The organism is Mycobacterium sp. 852002-51961_SCH5331710 (genome assembly GCF_001665535.1).
Taxonomy (GTDB): Bacteria; Actinomycetota; Actinomycetes; order Mycobacteriales; family Mycobacteriaceae; genus Mycobacterium.
In genome coordinates, this window is record NZ_LZSQ01000036.1 from 1 (window position 1) to 17,284 (window position 17,284).

General features: G+C 68.3%; 16 protein-coding genes and 1 pseudogene. 8 read left to right on the forward strand and 9 right to left on the reverse strand.

Features of this window, described 5'->3' with window-relative positions; genetic code table 11:
• A partial coding sequence (locus A5752_RS05595) for a L,D-transpeptidase (RefSeq protein WP_231983328.1) occupies window positions 1-850 on the forward strand: 850 nt, incomplete at its 5' end.
• Between the two features lie 52 nt (window positions 851-902).
• Here A5752_RS05595 and A5752_RS05600 read toward each other — a convergent pair.
• Window positions 903-2,912 carry a M13 family metallopeptidase gene (locus tag A5752_RS05600; protein WP_067083177.1) on the reverse strand — a complete coding sequence of 670 codons (2,010 nt, stop codon included), beginning with the start codon at window positions 2,910-2,912 and terminating at the stop codon, window positions 903-905.
• Window positions 2,909-4,222 carry a nucleotide disphospho-sugar-binding domain-containing protein gene (locus tag A5752_RS05605; RefSeq protein WP_067083179.1) on the reverse strand — a complete coding sequence of 438 codons (1,314 nt, stop codon included), beginning with the start codon at window positions 4,220-4,222 and terminating at the stop codon, window positions 2,909-2,911. Before A5752_RS05605 ends, A5752_RS05600 begins: the two co-directional genes overlap by 4 nt.
• Window positions 4,223-4,345: 123 nt before the next feature.
• On the opposite strand from A5752_RS05605, the gene A5752_RS05610 reads away from it, so the two are divergent.
• Together A5752_RS05610 and A5752_RS05615 are read left to right on the forward strand one after the other, a co-directional pair.
• A complete protein-coding gene (locus A5752_RS05610; protein WP_067083180.1) occupies window positions 4,346-4,936 on the forward strand; it encodes an Rv1363c family protein in 591 nt (196 codons plus the stop codon).
• Window positions 4,933-5,622, forward strand: a complete 690-nt coding sequence (locus tag A5752_RS05615) for a hypothetical protein (protein WP_067083182.1) — start codon at window positions 4,933-4,935, stop codon at window positions 5,620-5,622. Before A5752_RS05610 ends, A5752_RS05615 begins: the two co-directional genes overlap by 4 nt.
• A 23-nt stretch (window positions 5,623-5,645) precedes the next feature.
• On the opposite strand, the gene A5752_RS05620 is transcribed toward A5752_RS05615, so the two are convergent.
• From A5752_RS05620 to A5752_RS05630, 3 genes are read right to left on the reverse strand one after another with little or no spacing between them, the layout of a single operon-like run.
• Window positions 5,646-6,041, reverse strand: coding sequence for a CoA-binding protein (locus A5752_RS05620; protein ID WP_067083183.1), 396 nt, complete (start codon window positions 6,039-6,041; stop codon window positions 5,646-5,648).
• A gap of 21 nt (window positions 6,042-6,062) precedes the next feature.
• Window positions 6,063-6,569, reverse strand: coding sequence for a transcriptional regulator (locus A5752_RS05625; RefSeq protein WP_067083185.1), 507 nt, complete (start codon window positions 6,567-6,569; stop codon window positions 6,063-6,065).
• Window positions 6,566-9,472: an MMPL family transporter gene (locus tag A5752_RS05630; protein ID WP_067083186.1), complete on the reverse strand. Its 2,907-nt coding sequence runs from the start codon at window positions 9,470-9,472 to the stop codon at window positions 6,566-6,568. Before A5752_RS05630 ends, A5752_RS05625 begins: the two co-directional genes overlap by 4 nt.
• A 358-nt stretch (window positions 9,473-9,830) precedes the next feature.
• On the opposite strand from A5752_RS05630, the gene A5752_RS05635 reads away from it, so the two are divergent.
• The 4 genes from A5752_RS05635 to A5752_RS05650 all read left to right on the forward strand — a co-directional run bounded on the left by A5752_RS05635 (window position 9,831) and on the right by A5752_RS05650 (window position 13,082).
• Window positions 9,831-10,403: a hemophore gene (locus A5752_RS05635; protein ID WP_067083188.1), complete on the forward strand. Its 573-nt coding sequence runs from the start codon at window positions 9,831-9,833 to the stop codon at window positions 10,401-10,403.
• Between the two features lie 189 nt (window positions 10,404-10,592).
• Window positions 10,593-10,967 carry a heme-binding protein gene (locus A5752_RS05640; protein WP_067083190.1) on the forward strand — a complete coding sequence of 125 codons (375 nt, stop codon included), beginning with the start codon at window positions 10,593-10,595 and terminating at the stop codon, window positions 10,965-10,967.
• Window positions 10,968-11,030: 63 nt separating this feature from the next.
• The gene (locus A5752_RS05645) at window positions 11,031-11,699 is read left to right on the forward strand and encodes a response regulator transcription factor (protein WP_197500548.1); all 669 of its coding nucleotides are present in this window, start codon (window positions 11,031-11,033) and stop codon (window positions 11,697-11,699) included.
• A 36-nt stretch (window positions 11,700-11,735) separates the two neighbouring features.
• Window positions 11,736-13,082 carry a HAMP domain-containing sensor histidine kinase gene (locus A5752_RS05650; protein WP_197500547.1) on the forward strand — a complete coding sequence of 449 codons (1,347 nt, stop codon included), beginning with the start codon at window positions 11,736-11,738 and terminating at the stop codon, window positions 13,080-13,082.
• On the opposite strand, the gene A5752_RS05655 is transcribed toward A5752_RS05650, so the two are convergent.
• The 3 genes from A5752_RS05655 to A5752_RS05665 form a co-directional block, all read right to left on the reverse strand.
• Complete coding sequence (locus A5752_RS05655; RefSeq protein WP_067083193.1) at window positions 13,038-13,415, reverse strand: DUF3054 domain-containing protein; 378 nt, start codon at window positions 13,413-13,415, stop codon at window positions 13,038-13,040. The genes A5752_RS05650 and A5752_RS05655 overlap by 45 nt on opposite strands.
• Window positions 13,402-14,496 carry a M23 family metallopeptidase gene (locus A5752_RS05660; protein WP_231983329.1) on the reverse strand — a complete coding sequence of 365 codons (1,095 nt, stop codon included), beginning with the start codon at window positions 14,494-14,496 and terminating at the stop codon, window positions 13,402-13,404. Before A5752_RS05660 ends, A5752_RS05655 begins: the two co-directional genes overlap by 14 nt.
• 146 nt (window positions 14,497-14,642) lie before the next feature.
• Window positions 14,643-15,707, reverse strand: coding sequence for a lysylphosphatidylglycerol synthase transmembrane domain-containing protein (locus A5752_RS05665; protein WP_067083197.1), 1,065 nt, complete (start codon window positions 15,705-15,707; stop codon window positions 14,643-14,645).
• 75 nt (window positions 15,708-15,782) lie between these two features.
• Here A5752_RS05665 and A5752_RS05670 point away from each other — a divergent pair, with 75 nt between their 5' ends.
• Window positions 15,783-16,916 (forward strand): AI-2E family transporter, encoded by a 1,134-nt coding sequence (locus A5752_RS05670; RefSeq protein WP_067083199.1) that lies wholly within the window; start codon window positions 15,783-15,785, stop codon window positions 16,914-16,916.
• A gap of 21 nt (window positions 16,917-16,937) precedes the next feature.
• On the opposite strand, the pseudogene A5752_RS27925 reads toward A5752_RS05670, so the two are convergent.
• Window positions 16,938-17,284, reverse strand: a pseudogene (locus A5752_RS27925) (hypothetical protein); the annotation flags it as partial.

Sequence of the window (17,284 nt, forward strand, 5' to 3'; positions counted from 1 at the left end):
GTTCATCGGTTCCGGACGCCTACTGTTAACACCGCAGCCGCCGTCGTCGAACCCGTTCTTCGCGCCGCCCAATCCGCTGGCTCAGCAGCAGCCGATCCCGGAGGGCACCCCGCCCGGACAGAACCCGACGCCGTACGTCGGCTCCCCGGTGTTCGCGCCGCCGTCCTTCAACCCGAGCAACGGTTCGATCGTCGGCGCAGCCAAGCCGATCTACATCAACTTCCAGCGACCGATCGCCAACCGGCAGATGGCCGAGGACGCGATCCACATCTCGTCCAACCCCCCGGTTCCCGGCCGGTTCTACTGGACCAGTGACACCCAGGTGCGCTGGCGTCCGCAGGACTTCTGGCCCGCGGGCACGGTGGTCAACATCGACGCCTCCGGCACCAAGTCCAGCTTCACCGTGCCCGAGCAGCTGGTCGCGACCATCGACAACGACTCGCTGCAGATGTACGTCCACCGCAACGGCAAGCTCGAGAAGACGTTCCCGGTGTCGATGGGCAAGAAGGGTCACGAGACCAAGAACGGCACCTACTACGTGCTGGAGAAGTTCGCCGACATCGTGATGGACTCCTCCACCTACGGCGTGCCGGTGGACTCGGCTGACGGCTACAAGGTCAAGGTCCAGGACGCCGTGCGCATCGACAACAGCGGTGCATTCGTGCACAGCGCGCCGTGGTCGGTCGGCTCACAGGGCGAGGAGAACGTCAGCCACGGCTGCGTCAACCTCAGTCCCGCCAACGCGCAGTGGTTCTTCGACAACTTCGGCAGCGGTGACGCCGTCGTGGTGAAGAACTCGGTCGGCATCTACAACCAGCCCGACGGCGCGTCCGACTGGCAGATGTTCTGAGCGATTCCGGTGCGCTGACGATCGCTGAGCGACTGTCAGCGCACCGAAATCCCTAGTTCCAGATCCGTACCCGTCGTTCCGGGTCGAGGTAGAGCGCGTCGTTCTCGGTCACGTCGAACGCCTCGTAGAACGCGTCCATGTTGCGGATGACGCCGTTGCACCGGAACTCCGGCGGTGAGTGCGGGTCGATCGCGAGCCGCCGGATGGCCTCGGCGTCACGGGATTTCGTCCGCCACACCTGGGCCCAGCCGAAGAAGACCCGCTGCTCGCCGGTCAGCCCGTCGAGCACCGGTGCGGGCTCACCCTTGAGCGACAGGCGGTACGCCAGCAGGGCGATCGACAGGCCGCCGAGGTCGCCGATGTTCTCGCCGACGGTGAAGGCGCCGTTCACGTGGTGTCCGTTGCTCAACTGCCGGGGGACGTACTCGTCGTACTGCTCGATCAACTTCTTTGTGCGCGCGCCGAACTCGGTGCGGTCCTGGTCGGTCCACCAGTCGACCAAATTGCCGTCGCCGTCGTACTTGGCGCCCTGGTCGTCGAAGCCGTGCCCGATCTCGTGGCCGATGACCGCGCCGATCCCGCCGTAGTTGGCGGCGTCGTCGGCGTCGGCGTCGAAGAAGGGCGGCTGCAGGATCGCGGCGGGGAAGACGATCTCGTTCATGCCCGGGTTGTAGTAGGCGTTGACCGTCTGCGGCGTCATGAACCATTCGTCGCGGTCGACGGGCCCGCCGAGCTTGCGCAGTTCCCGGTCGTACTCGAACGCGTAGCCGCGGCGGTAGTTGCCGTAGAGGTCGTCGCGCTCGATGACGAGGCCCGAATAGTCACGCCACTTCGCGGGATATCCGATCTTGGGCGTGAACTTGTCGAGCTTGGCCAGCGCCTTCTCCCGCGTCTGCGGCGTCATCCAGTCCAGGGAGTTGATGCTGACGCGGTAAGCCTCGCGAATGTTGTCGACGAGTTCGTCCATCCGCTCCTTGGCGTGCGGCGGGAAATGCCGCTGTACGTACAGCTTTCCGACCGCGTCGCCCAGCAGGCTCTCCACCACCGAAACGGCGCGCTTCCACCGGTCGCGGATCTGCTCGGTGCCCGAGAGCCGTCGGCCGTAGAACGCGAAGTCCTCGGCGACCAGGTCGTCGGTCAGCAGGAAGGCGCGGGCGTGGATGACGCGCCAGCGCAGCCAACGCTTCCAATCCTCGAGGTCGCCGCCCGACCACTCCGCGGCGAACGCGGTGAGGTAATCGGGTTGGCGCACAACGACTTCTGCGGCCTTCTCCGGGGTGGTGCCGAGCTCGGACACCCAGCCGGCCCAGTCGAAGCCCGGTGCTTCGGTCGGCAGGTCGGCGAACGTGCGCAGGTTGTAGGTGAGGTCGGCGTCGCGCCGCTTGACGACGTCCCAGTGCGCGGCGGCCAGCTTGGTCTCCAGCGCGACGATGCGGGCCGCGGTGTCGTCGTGATCGCCTGGGCCGTAGACCAATTCGAACATCGCCGCGATGTGCTGCGGATAGGCGGCGAGGATCTCGGCGTGCTGCTCGTCGCGGTAGTAGGACTCGTCGGGCAGGCCCAGCCCCGACTGGCTCATGTGCAGCAGGTAACGGGTCGAGTCCTTGGAGTCGGTGTCGACGTAGACGCCCGTGCCACCGCCGACTCCGGTGCGCTGCAACGCGCCGAGCACCTTGGCGAGTGCATGGGGGGAGTCGGCGGCATCGATCGCCGCCAGCTCGTCCAGCAGCGGTTGCACCCCGCGCGCGGCGACGGACTGCTCGTCCATGAAGCTGGCGTACAGATCGCCGATGCGCTGTTCGTCGCTGCCCTGGGGCGCGTTCGACGCCGCCGCGTCGGTGCCTGATGTCGCCGCCGCTGCGGCTCCGGTGATCAGATCGCGGACCTGCTCCTCGGCGCGGTCGTACAGCGACCGGAACGCACCGTCGGTGGCGCGGTCACCGGGCATCTGGTACTCGGTCAGCCAGCGGCCGTTCACGTAGCCGAACAGGTCGTCTTGCGGGCGGGCGTCGGCATCGACGTAACTGAGGTCGATACCGGATCTGATTGCTTCTACCGTCACCCCACCAGGGTGCCAGAAGCCGTGGCGGGTCTCCCGGGTCGCTGCGGCACCGCGAGACCCTCGAGCGTCTCGGCGATGCGGTCGAAGGCGTTCACCGCGCTGATCTCGCGGCGCACCCGGCGCACCGCGACGCGGTAGGCGTCGGTACCGAGGATCTCGTCGACGGCGCCGGCGATCGCGGCGCGTGCCGGCCGTGGGGTGCCAAGGTTGACGCCAACCCCGGCGTAGCCCACGCGGGCGGCGACCTCCGGTTTGTCGGCTGAGCCGCCGGCGACGATCAGCGGAATGCCGTGCGACAACGCCTGGTGCACGCCGCCGTAGCCGCCGTTGGTGATCATCACGTCGACGTTGGGCAGTAGTTCGGCATAGGGCAGGAAGTCGGTGACGCAGGCGTTGGTGGGCGCCCGGCCGGGGATCGTCGTGCGACCCCGGCGCCCCGTCGTCGCGACCACCAGCAGATCCTCGCGACCGGCCAGCGCCTCGATGGTCGGGACGACGAGCGCGTCGAGGTCCTCGTTGTCCCACGTGCCCTGGCTGACGTGCACGACCGTGCGCCCATCCGCCGCCGGATCCCACGGCAGCCCATGGCGAGCGGCGGACGGTGTCGGGATGACCGGGCCGGTGTAGACGACGGTCGCGGGCAGGTCGCTGCGCGGATACTCCAGCGACGGCACCGTGAACTGCAGCAGCCGGTCGGCGAGCAGCGGCCAGTCCGTCAGGAACACCGGCGACGGCGGGGCGTCGACCGCGGCCAGCGTGCCGTTCAGATCGGTGTGGACGTCGCGGAACATGACCCGGTGCGTCACCCACGTCATCGGTTCGTAGTTGAGGTCCGACCGTGGCGCCCACGCCGTCCCGAACGGCGGAGCGTCGGCGCTCGACAGGGTCAGCGGGCCGACCCCGCAGACCAGGATCCACGGCCGGGGCCGGTGGCCCGTCAGCAGCGGTAGTGCGCCGGTGAACGCGACATCGCACAGCACCGCGTCGAAGCGCTCCTGCGCAAGCGCTTTACGCAGTGCCCAGTACTGTGCGGCCAGCGGATCTATGAACACCGAGCGCATCTCGGCGCGACCCCGATACCAGCGGTCGAGCAGCGCAGGCACGCCCCGCAATCCGGTGTCGTCCCGCTTGGGATGGGCCGCGTCGGGCAGATCGATCGCGAACAGGTTCCGCTCGAGCACCGCGTCCCGATGTTCGGCGCCGGTCAGCACCGTGACGCGGTGACCGCGCTCTTGCAGGTCGGCAGCGACGTGGAGCAGCGGCATCACATGCCCGGGGATCGGGCTGGCGGCGATGAGGCAGTTGGCCACGCAATCCCTTCGGTCGGCCGGTCGCGAGCCTGCATACCCCTCTTCGCCCTTCTTGAGCGTCGGGCGGGTTGTGACATTGACCGCTCACCGGCGTCCGAGCCGCAGCCCGGTACCCTCACGCGCATGCCCGAGGACGAGCCCACCGCGACCGAGGACGGTCCCGTCTTCACCAGTTACGGCATTGCATCGGCCGTACTGGGCGTGATCGCGGTCGTCGCGGTGGCGCTGGCCGCGCTGATCTGGACCCAGCACCGCGACGACACCGACGAACTGCGGTACCGCTCGCGCGTCATGCAGACCGCGGCCGACTGGACCAACGTGCTGATCAACATGAACAAGGACACTGTGCAGGCCGACATGGTCAAGCTGCACGAGGGCACGGTCGGTCAGCTCAACGCGGACTTCGATGCGGCGGTCGAGCCGTACCGCAAGCTCGTGCAGACCCTGCAGGCGAAGACCGCCGGCCAGATCGACTCGGTGGCCGTCGAATCGATCTATCACCCGCCCCCTGGTCCCGACGGGGCGCGGCCGCAGCGGCCGCAGCCCGAGATCTCTGAATTCGCTTCCCGCACCGACACGGTCATGGTGGTGGCGACGTCCATCAGCGAGAACGTCGGCGGGGACAAGCCGAAGACGGTGCGCTGGACGCTTCGGCTGGACGTGTCCGACGTAGACGGCAAACTGCTGATCTCGCGGTTGGAGCCGATCCGATGAGGAACGTCTGGCGGGTCGCCGCATTCGACGTCGCTCCTCCGCTGGCGGCGGTGGCGGCGCTGGTCTACATCGGCATCGCGCTGGCCTGGCCGGTGTGGTGGGTGTCGGTCTGTTCGGTGCTGTGCCTGCTGATCGTGCAGGGCGTGGTGGTCAACGTGGTGCTCGCGCGCCGCGACGCGGTGACGGTCGGCACCGACGACGACGGCCCGGGGTTGAGGTTGGGAGTGGTCGCGGTCGCGACGGCGGCGGTGGCGGCCGCGGTGCTCGTCGGGTACCTGAAGTGGACGGTGCCGGACCGCACGCTGCGCAACGACAGCGCCGACGTCGTCGGCATCGCCAGCAGTGTGGCCGAAGCGTCCGCTACGTTCACCCCCCAGAGCCCGACCGCATCGATCGACCGCGCGGCGGCGATGATGGCCCCGGAAAGGGCCGAGGCGTTCAGGAACGAGTTCTCCTCGGTGGCAAAGGATTTGACCAGCCGCAACGTGTCCGCGCAGGCGAGCACCGTCTCGGCGGGCGTCGAAGCCATCGGCCCGAACGCCGCGAGCGTCGCGGTGATCCTGCACGCGACGCAGAACTCGCCGGGCAAGCAGCCCGACACCGCGGTGCTGGCGCTGCGGGTCACGCTGAGCAAGAACGACGGTCGGTGGTTGGTCGACGACGTGTCGCCGATCCACTCGCGCTGAGCGCCTGACCTCCGGTCGAAGCGTCAGCCGAGAAGTCGGGCGTGGTCGACCTTGATACAGCGGTCCATCACGACCGTCAGGCCGGCGGCCTCACCGTCGCGCGCGACCTGTTCGTCCCACAGGCCGAGCTGCAACCACAACACCTTGGCGCCCACCGCGATGGTGTCGTGCAGTACCCCGGGAAGGTGCTCGCGGCGCCGGAACACGTCGACGAGGTCGGGCACCACCGGCAGATCCGCCAGCGACGGGTAGACCGGTGTGCCCTCGATGTCGCTGACGGTCGGGTTCACCAGATACAGCTCGTAATCGCCCGCCGCCTTGAGGTAGGTCCAGATCTCGTGGCTGGCGCGGGCGGGGTTGGGTGATGCGCCGACGATCGCCACCGAGCGGGTCTTTCGCAGGATTTGTTCGAGGTCCATTCGCGGCGTATACCCAGCGCGTCAGTTGTGGGGCCGGGACGATCGCATCCGGGCGAACCGCTCGGAGAGCCGCTTCATGCGCACCATCAACGACGCCGACGGGCTGGTCTTGCCGCTGAGGAAGGCCGCGAAGTCCTCGGCGGGCACACCGATGCGCGACGCGAACTCCTGGCGGCCGAGCCCGGAGTGCTCCAGCAGCGCGCGGATGTGGCGGGCCACCTCTTCGCGTTCGTTGGCCTCGAGGTGTTCGCGGGTGCGGGTGAGGACCTCGGCCAGCGCCTTGGACACGCCGTAGGGCCGCGCGGTCTCGAGCACCTCCTCGACCTGACGGGCGGTGCGTCCGAACGGATCCCGTTTGATCGCTGCGACGATGCGCTGCCACACGGCCAGGTCGTCGGTTTCGAGGGCCGAGCGGATGGCTGCGGTGGGCCAGAACTCGACCGGACGCTCGTCGCCCGCCGGCTTCGCGGCCTGACCTTCGGAGATCCCCTGGCGGCGGGTATCCCGGATGTCGGGAGTCACCGTCACCTCGCCTCCTCCAGCATCGCGACCGCCACCGACAGGCAGCGCTCCCGAACCTTGGCCCACTCCGCCTCCGCCTCTGGACCGGACATCCGGGTGTCGTGCTCGTCCGACGGCTGCGGGTCGGCCAGTCGGCGCACCAGCTGAGTCGCCACCCATTGTTTCCTCGCCTGCGAACCAGAGTAGTACCGGTCCATTGTGCTCAGTACTTCTGCCGCGGTGCGCGTGTCCATGCACTCGACCAGATCGGCGAACTCCGCGTAGTCGCGTGTGGTGTTGCGGCACATGATCAGGTAGCCCTTCAACCGCAGCGTCTCCGCGCCCGTCGGGATCTGCAGCCGGTCACCGGTCGGCAGCTGGACGTTGGTGGTCTCCATCGGGCTGCGCCGTTCCATGGTTGCGTGCTCGCATCCCGATGCGGTCTCCAGCGCGTCCAGCGCGACCGCCAACCGTCCCCGCCACATGGTCACCGGATGCACGGGCGGCGGGGCGGTGGCCAGCGCGGTACCGCCGCCGCCGTTGCGGTGCCCGGCGTTGAGCCGCCCGGCACTGCGCATCTTCACGGTCGGGGCGCTCGGGGCACATCCGCTGAACGCCAGCGGATCGGCAACGGTCACGGCCTGCGGTACAAGGGTTTTCAGCTTGGCCGCCGACTTGACGACGGTGCGCAGTTCGGATCCGGTCGGTCCGAGCGACGACAGATCGTCGGGGATGATGATGAGGTTCGGTGTGTCGACCTTGGGCAGCGGTTTCTCGAAATCGACCGACGGCAGGACGCGGGCAAGCCACTGGGGCAGCCACCAGTTCCACTCGTCGAACATCGCCATCAGCGCGGGCACCAGGACCAGCCGGACCACCGTCGCGTCCACCGCGATCGCCACCGCGCAGGCCACGCCCAGCTGGGCGACCAGGGGCATGCCCGCGAACGCGAAACCGATGAACACCGCGATCATGATGAGGGCGGCGCTGGTGATGGTCCGCGCGCTCGTGCTGACGCCGTAGGCCACCGCGTCGCGGGTGTTGCGGGTCAGCAGAAAGCGCTCGCGGATGCGGGTCAGCAGGAAGATCTCGTAGTCCATCGACAGGCCGAACGTCATCGCCAGCACCAGGGGCGGGATCGTGCTGTCCAGCGACGAGATCCGATCGAAGCCCAGATCCTCAAGCCAGCCCCACTGAAACACCGCGACGAGGCTGCCGTAGGCGGCGGCAACCGACAGCACCGTCATCAGCACGCCCTTGATCGCCAGGACCACCGAGCGGATCGCCACCAGCAGCATGCAGAACGCGATCAGCGCCACGAACACGAACACGAGCGGCTGCTTGACCGACACCTGGTCGTCGAAGTCCTTGATCAGCGCGGTCGGGCCGCCGACGTCGATCTTGACGTTCTCGGTCCCGGCCGTCGACGGCAGCTCGGCACGCATCCAGTCGACGGTCTCGCGGGCCGCCATGTCCTCGGGATCGACCGACAGCACCGCCGAGAGCAGCGCATGGCGGTAGTCCTCGCCGAACGACGGCGGGCTGACCGACACCACGTTCGGGCCCTGGGCCATCCGCTGGCGGATCGCGTCGAGCAGCGGCTCCTTCGCCGGCGCCGATGCGGCGTTGCCGTCCGGGAACGCCACCAACACCCGCACCGGGCCGAGCGCGCCCGCGCCCAGCGCTTCGGCCGCGGCGTTGACGCCGCCGCGGATCTCGTGGGTCGGCTCGAACTGCCGCTGCATGCTGTTGCCGAGCATCATCGAGAACGCGGGTGCGGCCAGCGTGATCAGCAGCGCCGCGGCGGCCAGCGCCGACAACCACGGCCTGCGCATCACCCAGCCGGTCCACCGGGTCCAGAACCGGGACTGGGTGCTCTCCGGGCGCCTGGACCAATGTAGGTACGACGAGCGCCGCGCGGCCGACCGGCCGAACGTCGCCAGCACGGCCGGCGTCAGCGTGGTCGAGGTGAGCACCGCCACCGCGACCGCGAGGATGGCGCCGGTGGCCATCGACACCAGCACGGGGGTTTGGATCAGGTAGATGCCGGTCACCGAGGCGATGACGGTCAGCCCGGACAGCACCACCGCAAGGCCGGACGTGGCCATCGCGGCGTCGGCGGCCTGATCGGGGTCCCGGCCGGCGCGCAGCTCCTCACGGAACCGCATGAGGATGAACAGTGAGTAGTCGATGGCCAGCGCGATACCGAACATCGACACCGTCGACGTCACGAACACCGACATCGTCGTGAACATCGACAGCAGGTAGACGAGCCCCATCGTCACCACGACGGTGCAGATACCGAGCACCAGCGGCACGGCCGCGGCGGCCAGCGATCCGAACACCGCGAGCAATACGATCAGGACGATCGGAAGGTTCCACCGCTCGGCCTGGGCGATGTCGTGTTTGGTGGCCTGGGTCGCGGCGGCGCCCAGCGCCCCCTGACCGATGACATACAGCTTGACCTTGCCGTTCTCGATTTCGCCCGGGTCCTCGCCGTTGATGCCGACTTTGTGGCGTAGCTGTTTGGCGACGTCGACGGCGCCGGTGTTGTTGAAGTCGAGCTGCAACGTGACGACGTAGGGCCGGTCGGGTTGCGGCGGCGGCTGCTGCGGATTCGGGACGATCTTGACGCTGGGCACCTCGGCGGCCAGGCGTTCGAGGTGGGCGACGGCGTCGTTCATGTCCTGGTACGACGCGTCGGCGCGCGGTGCGGCCACCAACGCCAGCGGCGACGCCCCCTGATCGGGGAAGTGCTCTTCGAGTTCGCGTTGCACGCGCAGCGACTGGGAGCCCTCGACCTCGAAACCGCCGCCGGTGAGATGGCTGGACTGGTTCAGCGCCAGCCAGACCGACGGGACGAGCAGGAGCACCCATACGGCGAAAACCGCCCAGCGATATCTGCGCAGTTTGCTGCTCAAGCGCAACATGAATTGCTGGATTGGATTCCCCGCTTTCTCCCCGGCGTTTCGTAGCCGAAGCGTACATCAACCTGCGGTAAGGTGCTCCGCCCTTCGGTGTCCTCTCAGGGGCCTCGAGCAGTCTGCCAGCAACGCCTCAAGATCGCCCGATTCGTTCTCGCGAACAAAGCGATCGGCGTTACCGCGGACATCCGCCGGGGTGGGTTCGCGGGGGTCGCCGCCGGGCAGAATTGGCGGGGGTAGTGCGCCGGGTGGCGGGATGAGCTTTGGCCGTTTTCGGCGTCGGGGACTGATTGCCGTCCATCGCGAGAGCATTTGCGGACCGATCGAGATCGTCGACACGTCCGCAAATCGTTAGGAGTTGTCCATGAAAACGACCCCCCGGCTGATTCGTCGTGGCTTCGTCGGCGTCGTCGCCGCCTCCGCAGCAGGCGGGGCCGTGGCGGCCGCGCTGGTGTTGCCGTCCACGGCGTCGTTGCCGTCGGCCACCGCCGCCGAGGACCCCTGCGCCGCCAGTTCGGTCGCCAAGACCATCGGGGACGTTGCCAACTCCACCGGCGAGTACCTCGAGGCGCATCCGCAGACGAACCAGGCGCTGACGACGATCTCCAAGCAGCAGGCCGGACCGCAGTCGCTCGGCGCGCTGAAGAACTACTTCGACGCCAACCCCCAAGTCGCCAAGGACATGCAGCAGTTGCAGCAGCCGTTGACGAGCCTGTCGGGCAAGTGCAAGCTGCCGTTCACGCTGCCTCAGGTGATGGGTCTGATGCAGGCCGCGCAGCAGGGCGGCGGCCTGCCCGCGAGTTTGCCGGCGCAGGCGCCCACCCCCAAGGCGCCGACCGCCACCGCGCCGGGCGTCACGACGCAACAGCATGGGGCGTCACCGGTTTCGCAGGGCGGTGTGCCTTCGCCTTCTTCGGCGATCGCCGGTCTGCCCTGACCCGGGACGACGCGTAGCCAACGTCCGCGGGCGTCCTGGGCTGCGGATTTCGCTTTTTCGGCGATTCGTTGACCGCAAGGCAAGAAAGTCTGCGGACATTCTGCTTAGCTTTTCTCCGTTGGTCCCTGTTGGTAGACGTCGAAACCGCCATGGTTACGACCACTCCACTTCCGATGAAGGAGCTCACCCATGTTTCTCTCGGCCCGTTCTGCGCGTCGTGCGGTTGCTGGCGCGGTCGGCACTGGTGCGATTGCCGGTGCGATGTTCTTCGGCGCCATGCCGCTCGCGGGCGCCGAGCCGCCGAACTGCACCGCGGCCGATCTCGCCGGTGTGGCTTCCGGCGTCTCCGCCTCCACCTCGGCCTACCTGTTCACCCATCCCGACGTGAACTGGTTCTTCACCAGCCTGGAAGGCCTGCCGCGCGAGGACGTTCGGGGCAAGGTGCAGGACTACCTGAACAACAACCCTCAGGTGAAGGCCGAGCTGACCGGTATCCGCCAGCCACTGGTTGACATCAAGAACCGCTGCGGCGACACCAACGGCGACGGCATCGCCGACAGCTAGGCCTTCGTTCGCTTGGCTTCTGGGCCGTCCGCTCAGCAGGAAGGCGCGGGCCGCACCGTGCTGATGGTCGACGACGACCCGGATGTCAGGACCTCGGTCGCGCGCGGTCTGCGCCACTCGGGGTTCGACGTCCGGGTCGCGGCGACCGGTAAGGAAGCACTGCGGCTGCTCTCCAATGAATCGCACGACGCGCTGGTTCTCGACGTACAGATGCCCGAGCTCGACGGGGTCGCCGTCGTCACCGCGCTGCGGGCGCTGGGAAACGACATCCCGATCTGCGTGCTGTCCGCGCGCGACACCGTCAACGACCGCATCGCCGGGCTGGAAGCCGGCGCCGACGACTACCTGACGAAGCCGTTCGACCTGGGCGAGTTGGTGGCCCGGCTGCACGCGCTGTTGCGCCGGGCCAGCCACTCCGATCACCAGTCGGACACCATGACGGTCGGGCCGCTGACCATCGACACGGCGCGCCGGCTGGTGTTCGTGGCGGGGGAGCGCGTCGATCTGACCAAGCGCGAATTCGACCTGCTGGCAGTGCTCGTCGACAACGCCGGTGTGGTGTTGAGCCGGCAGCGGCTGCTGGAACTCGTGTGGGGCTACGACTTCGACGTCGAGACCAACGTCGCCGATGTGTTCATCTCCTATCTGCGGCGCAAACTCGAACGCGATGGGCTGCCGCGGGTGATCCACACCGTGCGCGGTATCGGCTACGTGCTGCGGGAAGAGGCCTGAGACGAGCTTGCGAGCCGAACGATCGGGCACGGGCGAGTGAAGACGCCGCGGATTCTGCGGTCGGCGTCGCTGCGCACCCGGGTGGCCGTCGCGGCGGGCGCGGCCGCGGCCGCCGTCGTCGCCGCGTTCCTGGTGCTCACTTCGGTGGTGTTGGCGAACAACGATGTGGCCCAACTCGATCGGCGGCTCGATTCGATCATCGACGCCAGCGTGTCCCCCGATCAGAGCCAGGATGTGCGTCGCGGAGTGCTGACGACGGGCCGGTCGCGGTCGACGGGGCAAGTGGTGTTCCAGCGCGGTCTGCAGTTGCCGCCGCTATCACCCGGCACCGCGACCGTCGAGGTCAACGGCGTCGAGTACCGGGTTCGCACGATTCCGCTGAACAAGGATGGCGGAGTGTTGATGTCGGTCGGCATCCGAGCCGACAGTATCTTGTTGAGCCCCAGAAGGATTCCGCTCTACACCGGTGTCGGAGTCCTGACCGTCCTGGTGGCGGCGGGGTTGGGCTGGCTGCTGGCGGGGCCCGCGGTGCGCCCGCTGCGGAGGCTCACCGAACACACCAAGAAGCTGGGCAGGGACAGCACCGACATGCCGGAGGTGCACGGTGTGCGCGAAGCCGAGGACCTCTCCGAGGCGATGTCGGGGATGCTCAACCGGCTGGCCGCCGCGCAGCGGGCCACCACGAATTCCCTTCAGGCCGCGCAGGATTTCGCCGCCAACGCCGCACACGAGCTGCGCACCCCGCTGACCGCGATGCGTGCCGACATCGACACGTTGCGCATCCATGACCTGCCCGCCGACGAACGTGACGAGGTGGTGCAGGACCTTTCGCGGGCCCAGCGCAGGGTCGAGGCCATCATCACCGCGCTCGGTCAGCTCGCCTCTGGCCAACTCGCACGCACCGAGGACCGCGAACTCATCGACGTGGCAGAGCTGTTGGACCGGGTGGCGCGCGAGAACGCCCGCGCCGGCGGCGCCGTCGAGATCGAGGTCCAAGCCGACGACGACCTCGGCACCGTCTGGGGCTGGCCGGGTGGCCTGCGGCTGGCGGTGGACAACCTGCTGCGCAACGCGATCGCCCACGGCAGGGCGAGCCGCATCGTGCTGGCGGCGCACCGGATGAACGGAACGATGACGATCGTCGTCGACGACAACGGCTGCGGGCTGCCTGCCGACGAGCACGAGACCGTGCTCGGCCGGTTCTCCCGCGGCAGCACCGCAGCACCCGGCGGTTCGGGTCTGGGGCTTGCCCTGGTGGCCCAGCAGGCCGCGTTGCACGGCGGCCACATCGAGCTCTCCGACGGTCCGCTCGGTGGCCTGCGCGCGACGCTGACGGTGTCAGCGGCGAGTCATGACCAGGATCCCGGCGCGCCAGCCGAGTAACAGCACCGCTGTCGCAATCGACGCCACCACAACGAAACTCGGTGCCACACCGGCGGAGGTCAGCTTGCGCAGCAGCATCCCCACCACGACGGTGCATACCCACACCGCGACCCCGGTCGGCGCCAGCGAATAGGGCCGACGCCATCCGAGGGACAGCACCCAGCCGGCGAGGGCACCCGTCACGAACGGCCATGCGGTCTCGGCGATGCCTGCGAGGTTCAGGCCCTCGTCGTGGCTGCGCCGTCCGATCGCGGCGAACACGATCAGGCAGACGACATCGGTGGCGAGGGCCGTCAGCGCGGGCCGGGTCCGTTCGCGGCTATCGATCGGCATATGTCATCACATCCAATTGCAGTGGCATGGCGTTCTTTTCGTCACGAGCGGCGAAAGCGGGCTGAAGTCTCGCGGTTTCTCCCTCGAAGAGGGGGGCGATGACGTCGTCATCGTCGACCATCCGCGCATCGAGCCGAAACGCGTCGAACACGAACGGCAATCCGTTGGAGCCCAGCGGATCCGGTGAGCTCATCACCTGGAAGTGCAGGTGCGGAGCGGTGGTGTTGCCGGTGTTGCCGACCTTTCCGATAACCTGGCCGGCGGTCAGCCGGTCGCCGGGCTTGACCGCGACGGTGCCGGTCTTGAGATGGGCGTAGAGCGCGTAGTTCCCGTCGCCGAGATCCTGCACGACGTGGTTGCCTGCGTACTGGTTCAGCGGTAGGCCGGTCGGGTTGCGGCCGGGCACCTGTTCGGGAAGGCCATCGAGCACCGCGACCACCGGACCGTCGCCGGCGGCGTGGATGTCGGCGCCGAAGTAGGCGAAGTTCTCCAGTTCGGACGCGTTGCCGGTGACCAGTCGTCCGTCGGGAGCGAGTTGGACGTAGTCGATCGCGAACCGTTCCGCGGCCCACAGTCGGCCGTTGAGGGGGTTGAGCGCGGTGCGGTGGTCGCTGGTACCGCAGCACCCGCCGCCGTCGACCCAGCCCGGTCCGGCCAGCGGGGGCCGAAGGACGACCGGTTCGCGGGGTTGCACGTCGACCGGCGCGATGTCGACGGTCTGGTCGGCGGGGAAGAGCGGTTCCATCGGGTCGGGGTTGCTCAACGCGACGGCGTGGGTGAGCCGGGTCGGCATCGGCGCGTCGTCGTCCAGTGCGACGTCGAACAACACGACCGCCGTCTGCGCGGGCCCGATTGTGGTTGTCGGGCTCGGGGTTCCGAGTATCCGGGTCCACTGCGCCAATTGGTCGTCTCCGAGGTCGAGCAGGACGACATCGCGGTCGAGCACGGTGATCGACTTCAGGCTCAGCTGGTTCGGCAGCGTGTTGGTCAGGGTGATCTCGTACACCAGATGCTTCTTGCCGTCCGTGGCGCGCACCGGCACGGGTTGGCTGATCGCGTCGCCGACGATCGGGGTCGCCACTGACGGGGCGGGGCCGCGCCGTGGTCCTTGAGGCGGGGGTGAGGCCGTCGTCGACGTCTTAGGCGACGACTCGGTCGGCGATGTCAGTTCGGCCGGCTGCATGGCAGGCGAACAGGCGGCGATCAGTGCCGCGGCACCGAGGACGGCTACCGCTGGCCGGCGCATGCGTCGGGGTCGACGTCGGTCTCGGTGCGGAACATGAAGAAGAACACCACCCATCCGATCGCCGCGATGAAGATCCAGCTGACGAGCCGGTAGATCAGCATCGCGGAGATCGCCGAGGCCAACGTCATCCCGCTCGACACCAGGCCGGGCACCAGCACCGCCTCCACGACGAGCAACCCGCCGGGCATCAGCGGGATCGAGCCGACAGCGCGGGCGGCGACGTAGGCAACGATCACCCCGAGCAGCGACGGTTTGCCGCCCGCCGCGAAGCACGCGAACAGCAGCGTCCCCACGCCGGTAACCAAGGTGAACATCGACCAGGTGAATGCGATGGACAGCTGGCGCCTGCTCAGCTTCACCGACTCGAGTTGCGCCAGCGTCTCGCGCCATTTGGTCAGCCCGTTGTGGGCGGGTTTCGCGCGCACGTAGTTGACCCACGACAGCACCCGCACACCGATGCCGTCGAGCAGATCCGGCCGAGAGGCCACCGCCTGCGCCAGCACGATCAGCATGACGAAGCCTGCCAGCGTGAAGATCAACGAGAAGGGGTTGTGCTTGGCCCCCAGGAAGAACGCGCTGCCGAGCCCCAGCAGCGCCAGGCTGATCACCTGAAGCGCGCCGGACATCACCAGCTGCCAGGAGGCGATGACCGGCGTCGCACCCCAGAGGCGCTGCTGTCGGTAGATGAACGTCGCCGAAAGCACCGGTCCACCGGGAAGCGTCGTGCTCAGCGAGTTGCCCGCATAGAACGCGGCCTGCGAACGCCATTGCCGCACCGGCACTTCCGCCGACCTCAACAGCTTGCGCTGGATGTCGCCGAAGAAGTGCATGGAGGCCATTGCCGTGCCCACGGCCGCCAGCACCCACCACCAATCGGCGGTATAGAGGCTGTGCCAGGCCTTGGCGAGCTGATCCCACACGAGTCCGAGTTCGACGCTCAGCACGATGGCCACGACGGCGAGGACGGCCCACCGCAGCCACCAGTACCTGCTGCGGGTGGAGCGCCCCTGGCTGTGGGCCGCACTCGCAGGCGCATCGTGTGCCACGGGCTAAGGGTAATGCCTGGTGACGCGGTTTCCAGAGATCCGTCGCACCAAGTGCGGGGCCGTTACGCTATCGGGATGCCTGGGGGCCCTTCTCTCGACGACGCGTCCGTCTCACCTCTCGTTCGCAAGGGCGCTGCCTGGTCGTGGCGCCTGCTGGTCATCCTCGCCGCCGTCGTCGCCCTGCTCTGGACGGTGAAGCAGCTGGAGATCATCGTCGTTCCGGTCGCGCTGGCGACGATGCTGGCGGCGCTGCTGATGCCCGCGGTCGACTTCCTGGACCGCCGCGGGGCGCCCCGGGCCGGGGCGGTGGCGCTGATGCTGCTCAGCGGTTTCGCCGTGGTCGGGGGGATCCTGTCGTTCGTCGTCACGCAGTTCATCGAGGGCGCCCCGGAGCTGACTCAACAGGTCAGCCGCAGCATCGACGGAATTCGTAACTGGTTGATCGACGGCCCGCTACACCTGAGCCGGGAGCAGATCGACAACGCGGGCAACGCCGCGATCGATGCCCTGCAGAAAAATCAGGAGAAGGTGACGACCGGCGCGCTGTCGACCGCCGGAACGGTGACCGAGATCGTGACCGGCGCTGTGCTGGTGTTGTTCACGCTGATCTTCCTGCTGCAGGGCGGCCGCAACATCTATGCGTTCGTCACCCAGATCTTCCCCGCTCACGTGCGTGACCGGGTGCGCGACGCGGGCCGGGCGGGCTTTCACTCATTGATCGGATATGTGCGCGCCACCTTCCTGGTGGCACTCGTTGACGCCGTCGGCATCGGGACCGGCTTGGCGATCATGGGTGTGCCGCTCGCGCTGCCGCTGGCCTCGCTGGTGTTCCTCGGCGCGTTCATCCCGCTGGTCGGTGCCGTCGTGGCGGGTGCACTCGCGGTGGTCGTCGCGTTGATCGCCAAGGGTTTCATCTACGCGTTGATCACCCTCGGTCTGGTCATCGCGGTGCAGCAGCTCGAAGGCCACGTGCTGCAGCCGTTGGTGATGGGTCGCGCGGTATCTATCCATCCGCTCGCGATCGTGTTGGTGATCGCGGGCGGCGGTGTGCTCGCGGGCATCGTGGGCGCGCTGTTGGCGGTGCCGGTGCTGGCGTTCCTCAACAGCGCGGTGCGGGTGCTGACGGCGCGCGATCCGGAGGCCGAGCAGGAAGCACTCGAGTCCGATGACGGACCGTTGGTCAAGGCCGAAACAGACGACGTGGAGTGAACTTTCGCCGTCCGGCTCGTCCTACAGTCGGCCTTCGCGCCGCAGCAGATCCTGAGCGCTGACACCGCCGCGGGACTGCCGCTCGGCGTCCTCGGGTGTGTTGAGCTTCTCGGTCGCGGCCTCGGCGTCGTCGCCCTGCTTACCGGCTTGCCGCCCCGGGGTGGGGATGGCGGTCGTTTTGTCAGGGTCCGGGTCCTGCGGTTGTGACCGCGGTGTCGGGATCGCTGTCGTCGGCTCGTTGCCGGGCGTCGGAGGCGCGACGCGCGGCCGCTGGGCCCGGCCTTCCGGCGGGGTTCCCACCGGCATGGCGCGGGTGGGTTCGGCCGACGGGCGTTGCGGAGCGGGCGCGGGCCTGTCTCTTATACACA

Coding starts and splice junctions, on each gene's coding strand:
- A5752_RS05610 (WP_067083180.1), top strand. CDS start 4,346: ATGCCCGAGGACGAGCCCACCGCGACCGAGGACGGTCCCGTCTTCACC.
- A5752_RS05615 (WP_067083182.1), top strand. CDS start 4,933: ATGAGGAACGTCTGGCGGGTCGCCGCATTCGACGTCGCTCCTCCGCTG.
- A5752_RS05620 (WP_067083183.1), bottom strand. CDS start 6,041: ATGGACCTCGAACAAATCCTGCGAAAGACCCGCTCGGTGGCGATCGTC.
- A5752_RS05630 (WP_067083186.1), bottom strand. CDS start 9,472: ATGTTGCGCTTGAGCAGCAAACTGCGCAGATATCGCTGGGCGGTTTTC.
- A5752_RS05635 (WP_067083188.1), top strand. CDS start 9,831: ATGAAAACGACCCCCCGGCTGATTCGTCGTGGCTTCGTCGGCGTCGTC.
- A5752_RS05640 (WP_067083190.1), top strand. CDS start 10,593: ATGTTTCTCTCGGCCCGTTCTGCGCGTCGTGCGGTTGCTGGCGCGGTC.
- A5752_RS05645 (WP_197500548.1), top strand. CDS start 11,031: ATGGTCGACGACGACCCGGATGTCAGGACCTCGGTCGCGCGCGGTCTG.
- A5752_RS05655 (WP_067083193.1), bottom strand. CDS start 13,415: ATGCCGATCGATAGCCGCGAACGGACCCGGCCCGCGCTGACGGCCCTC.
- A5752_RS05670 (WP_067083199.1), top strand. CDS start 15,783: ATGCCTGGGGGCCCTTCTCTCGACGACGCGTCCGTCTCACCTCTCGTT.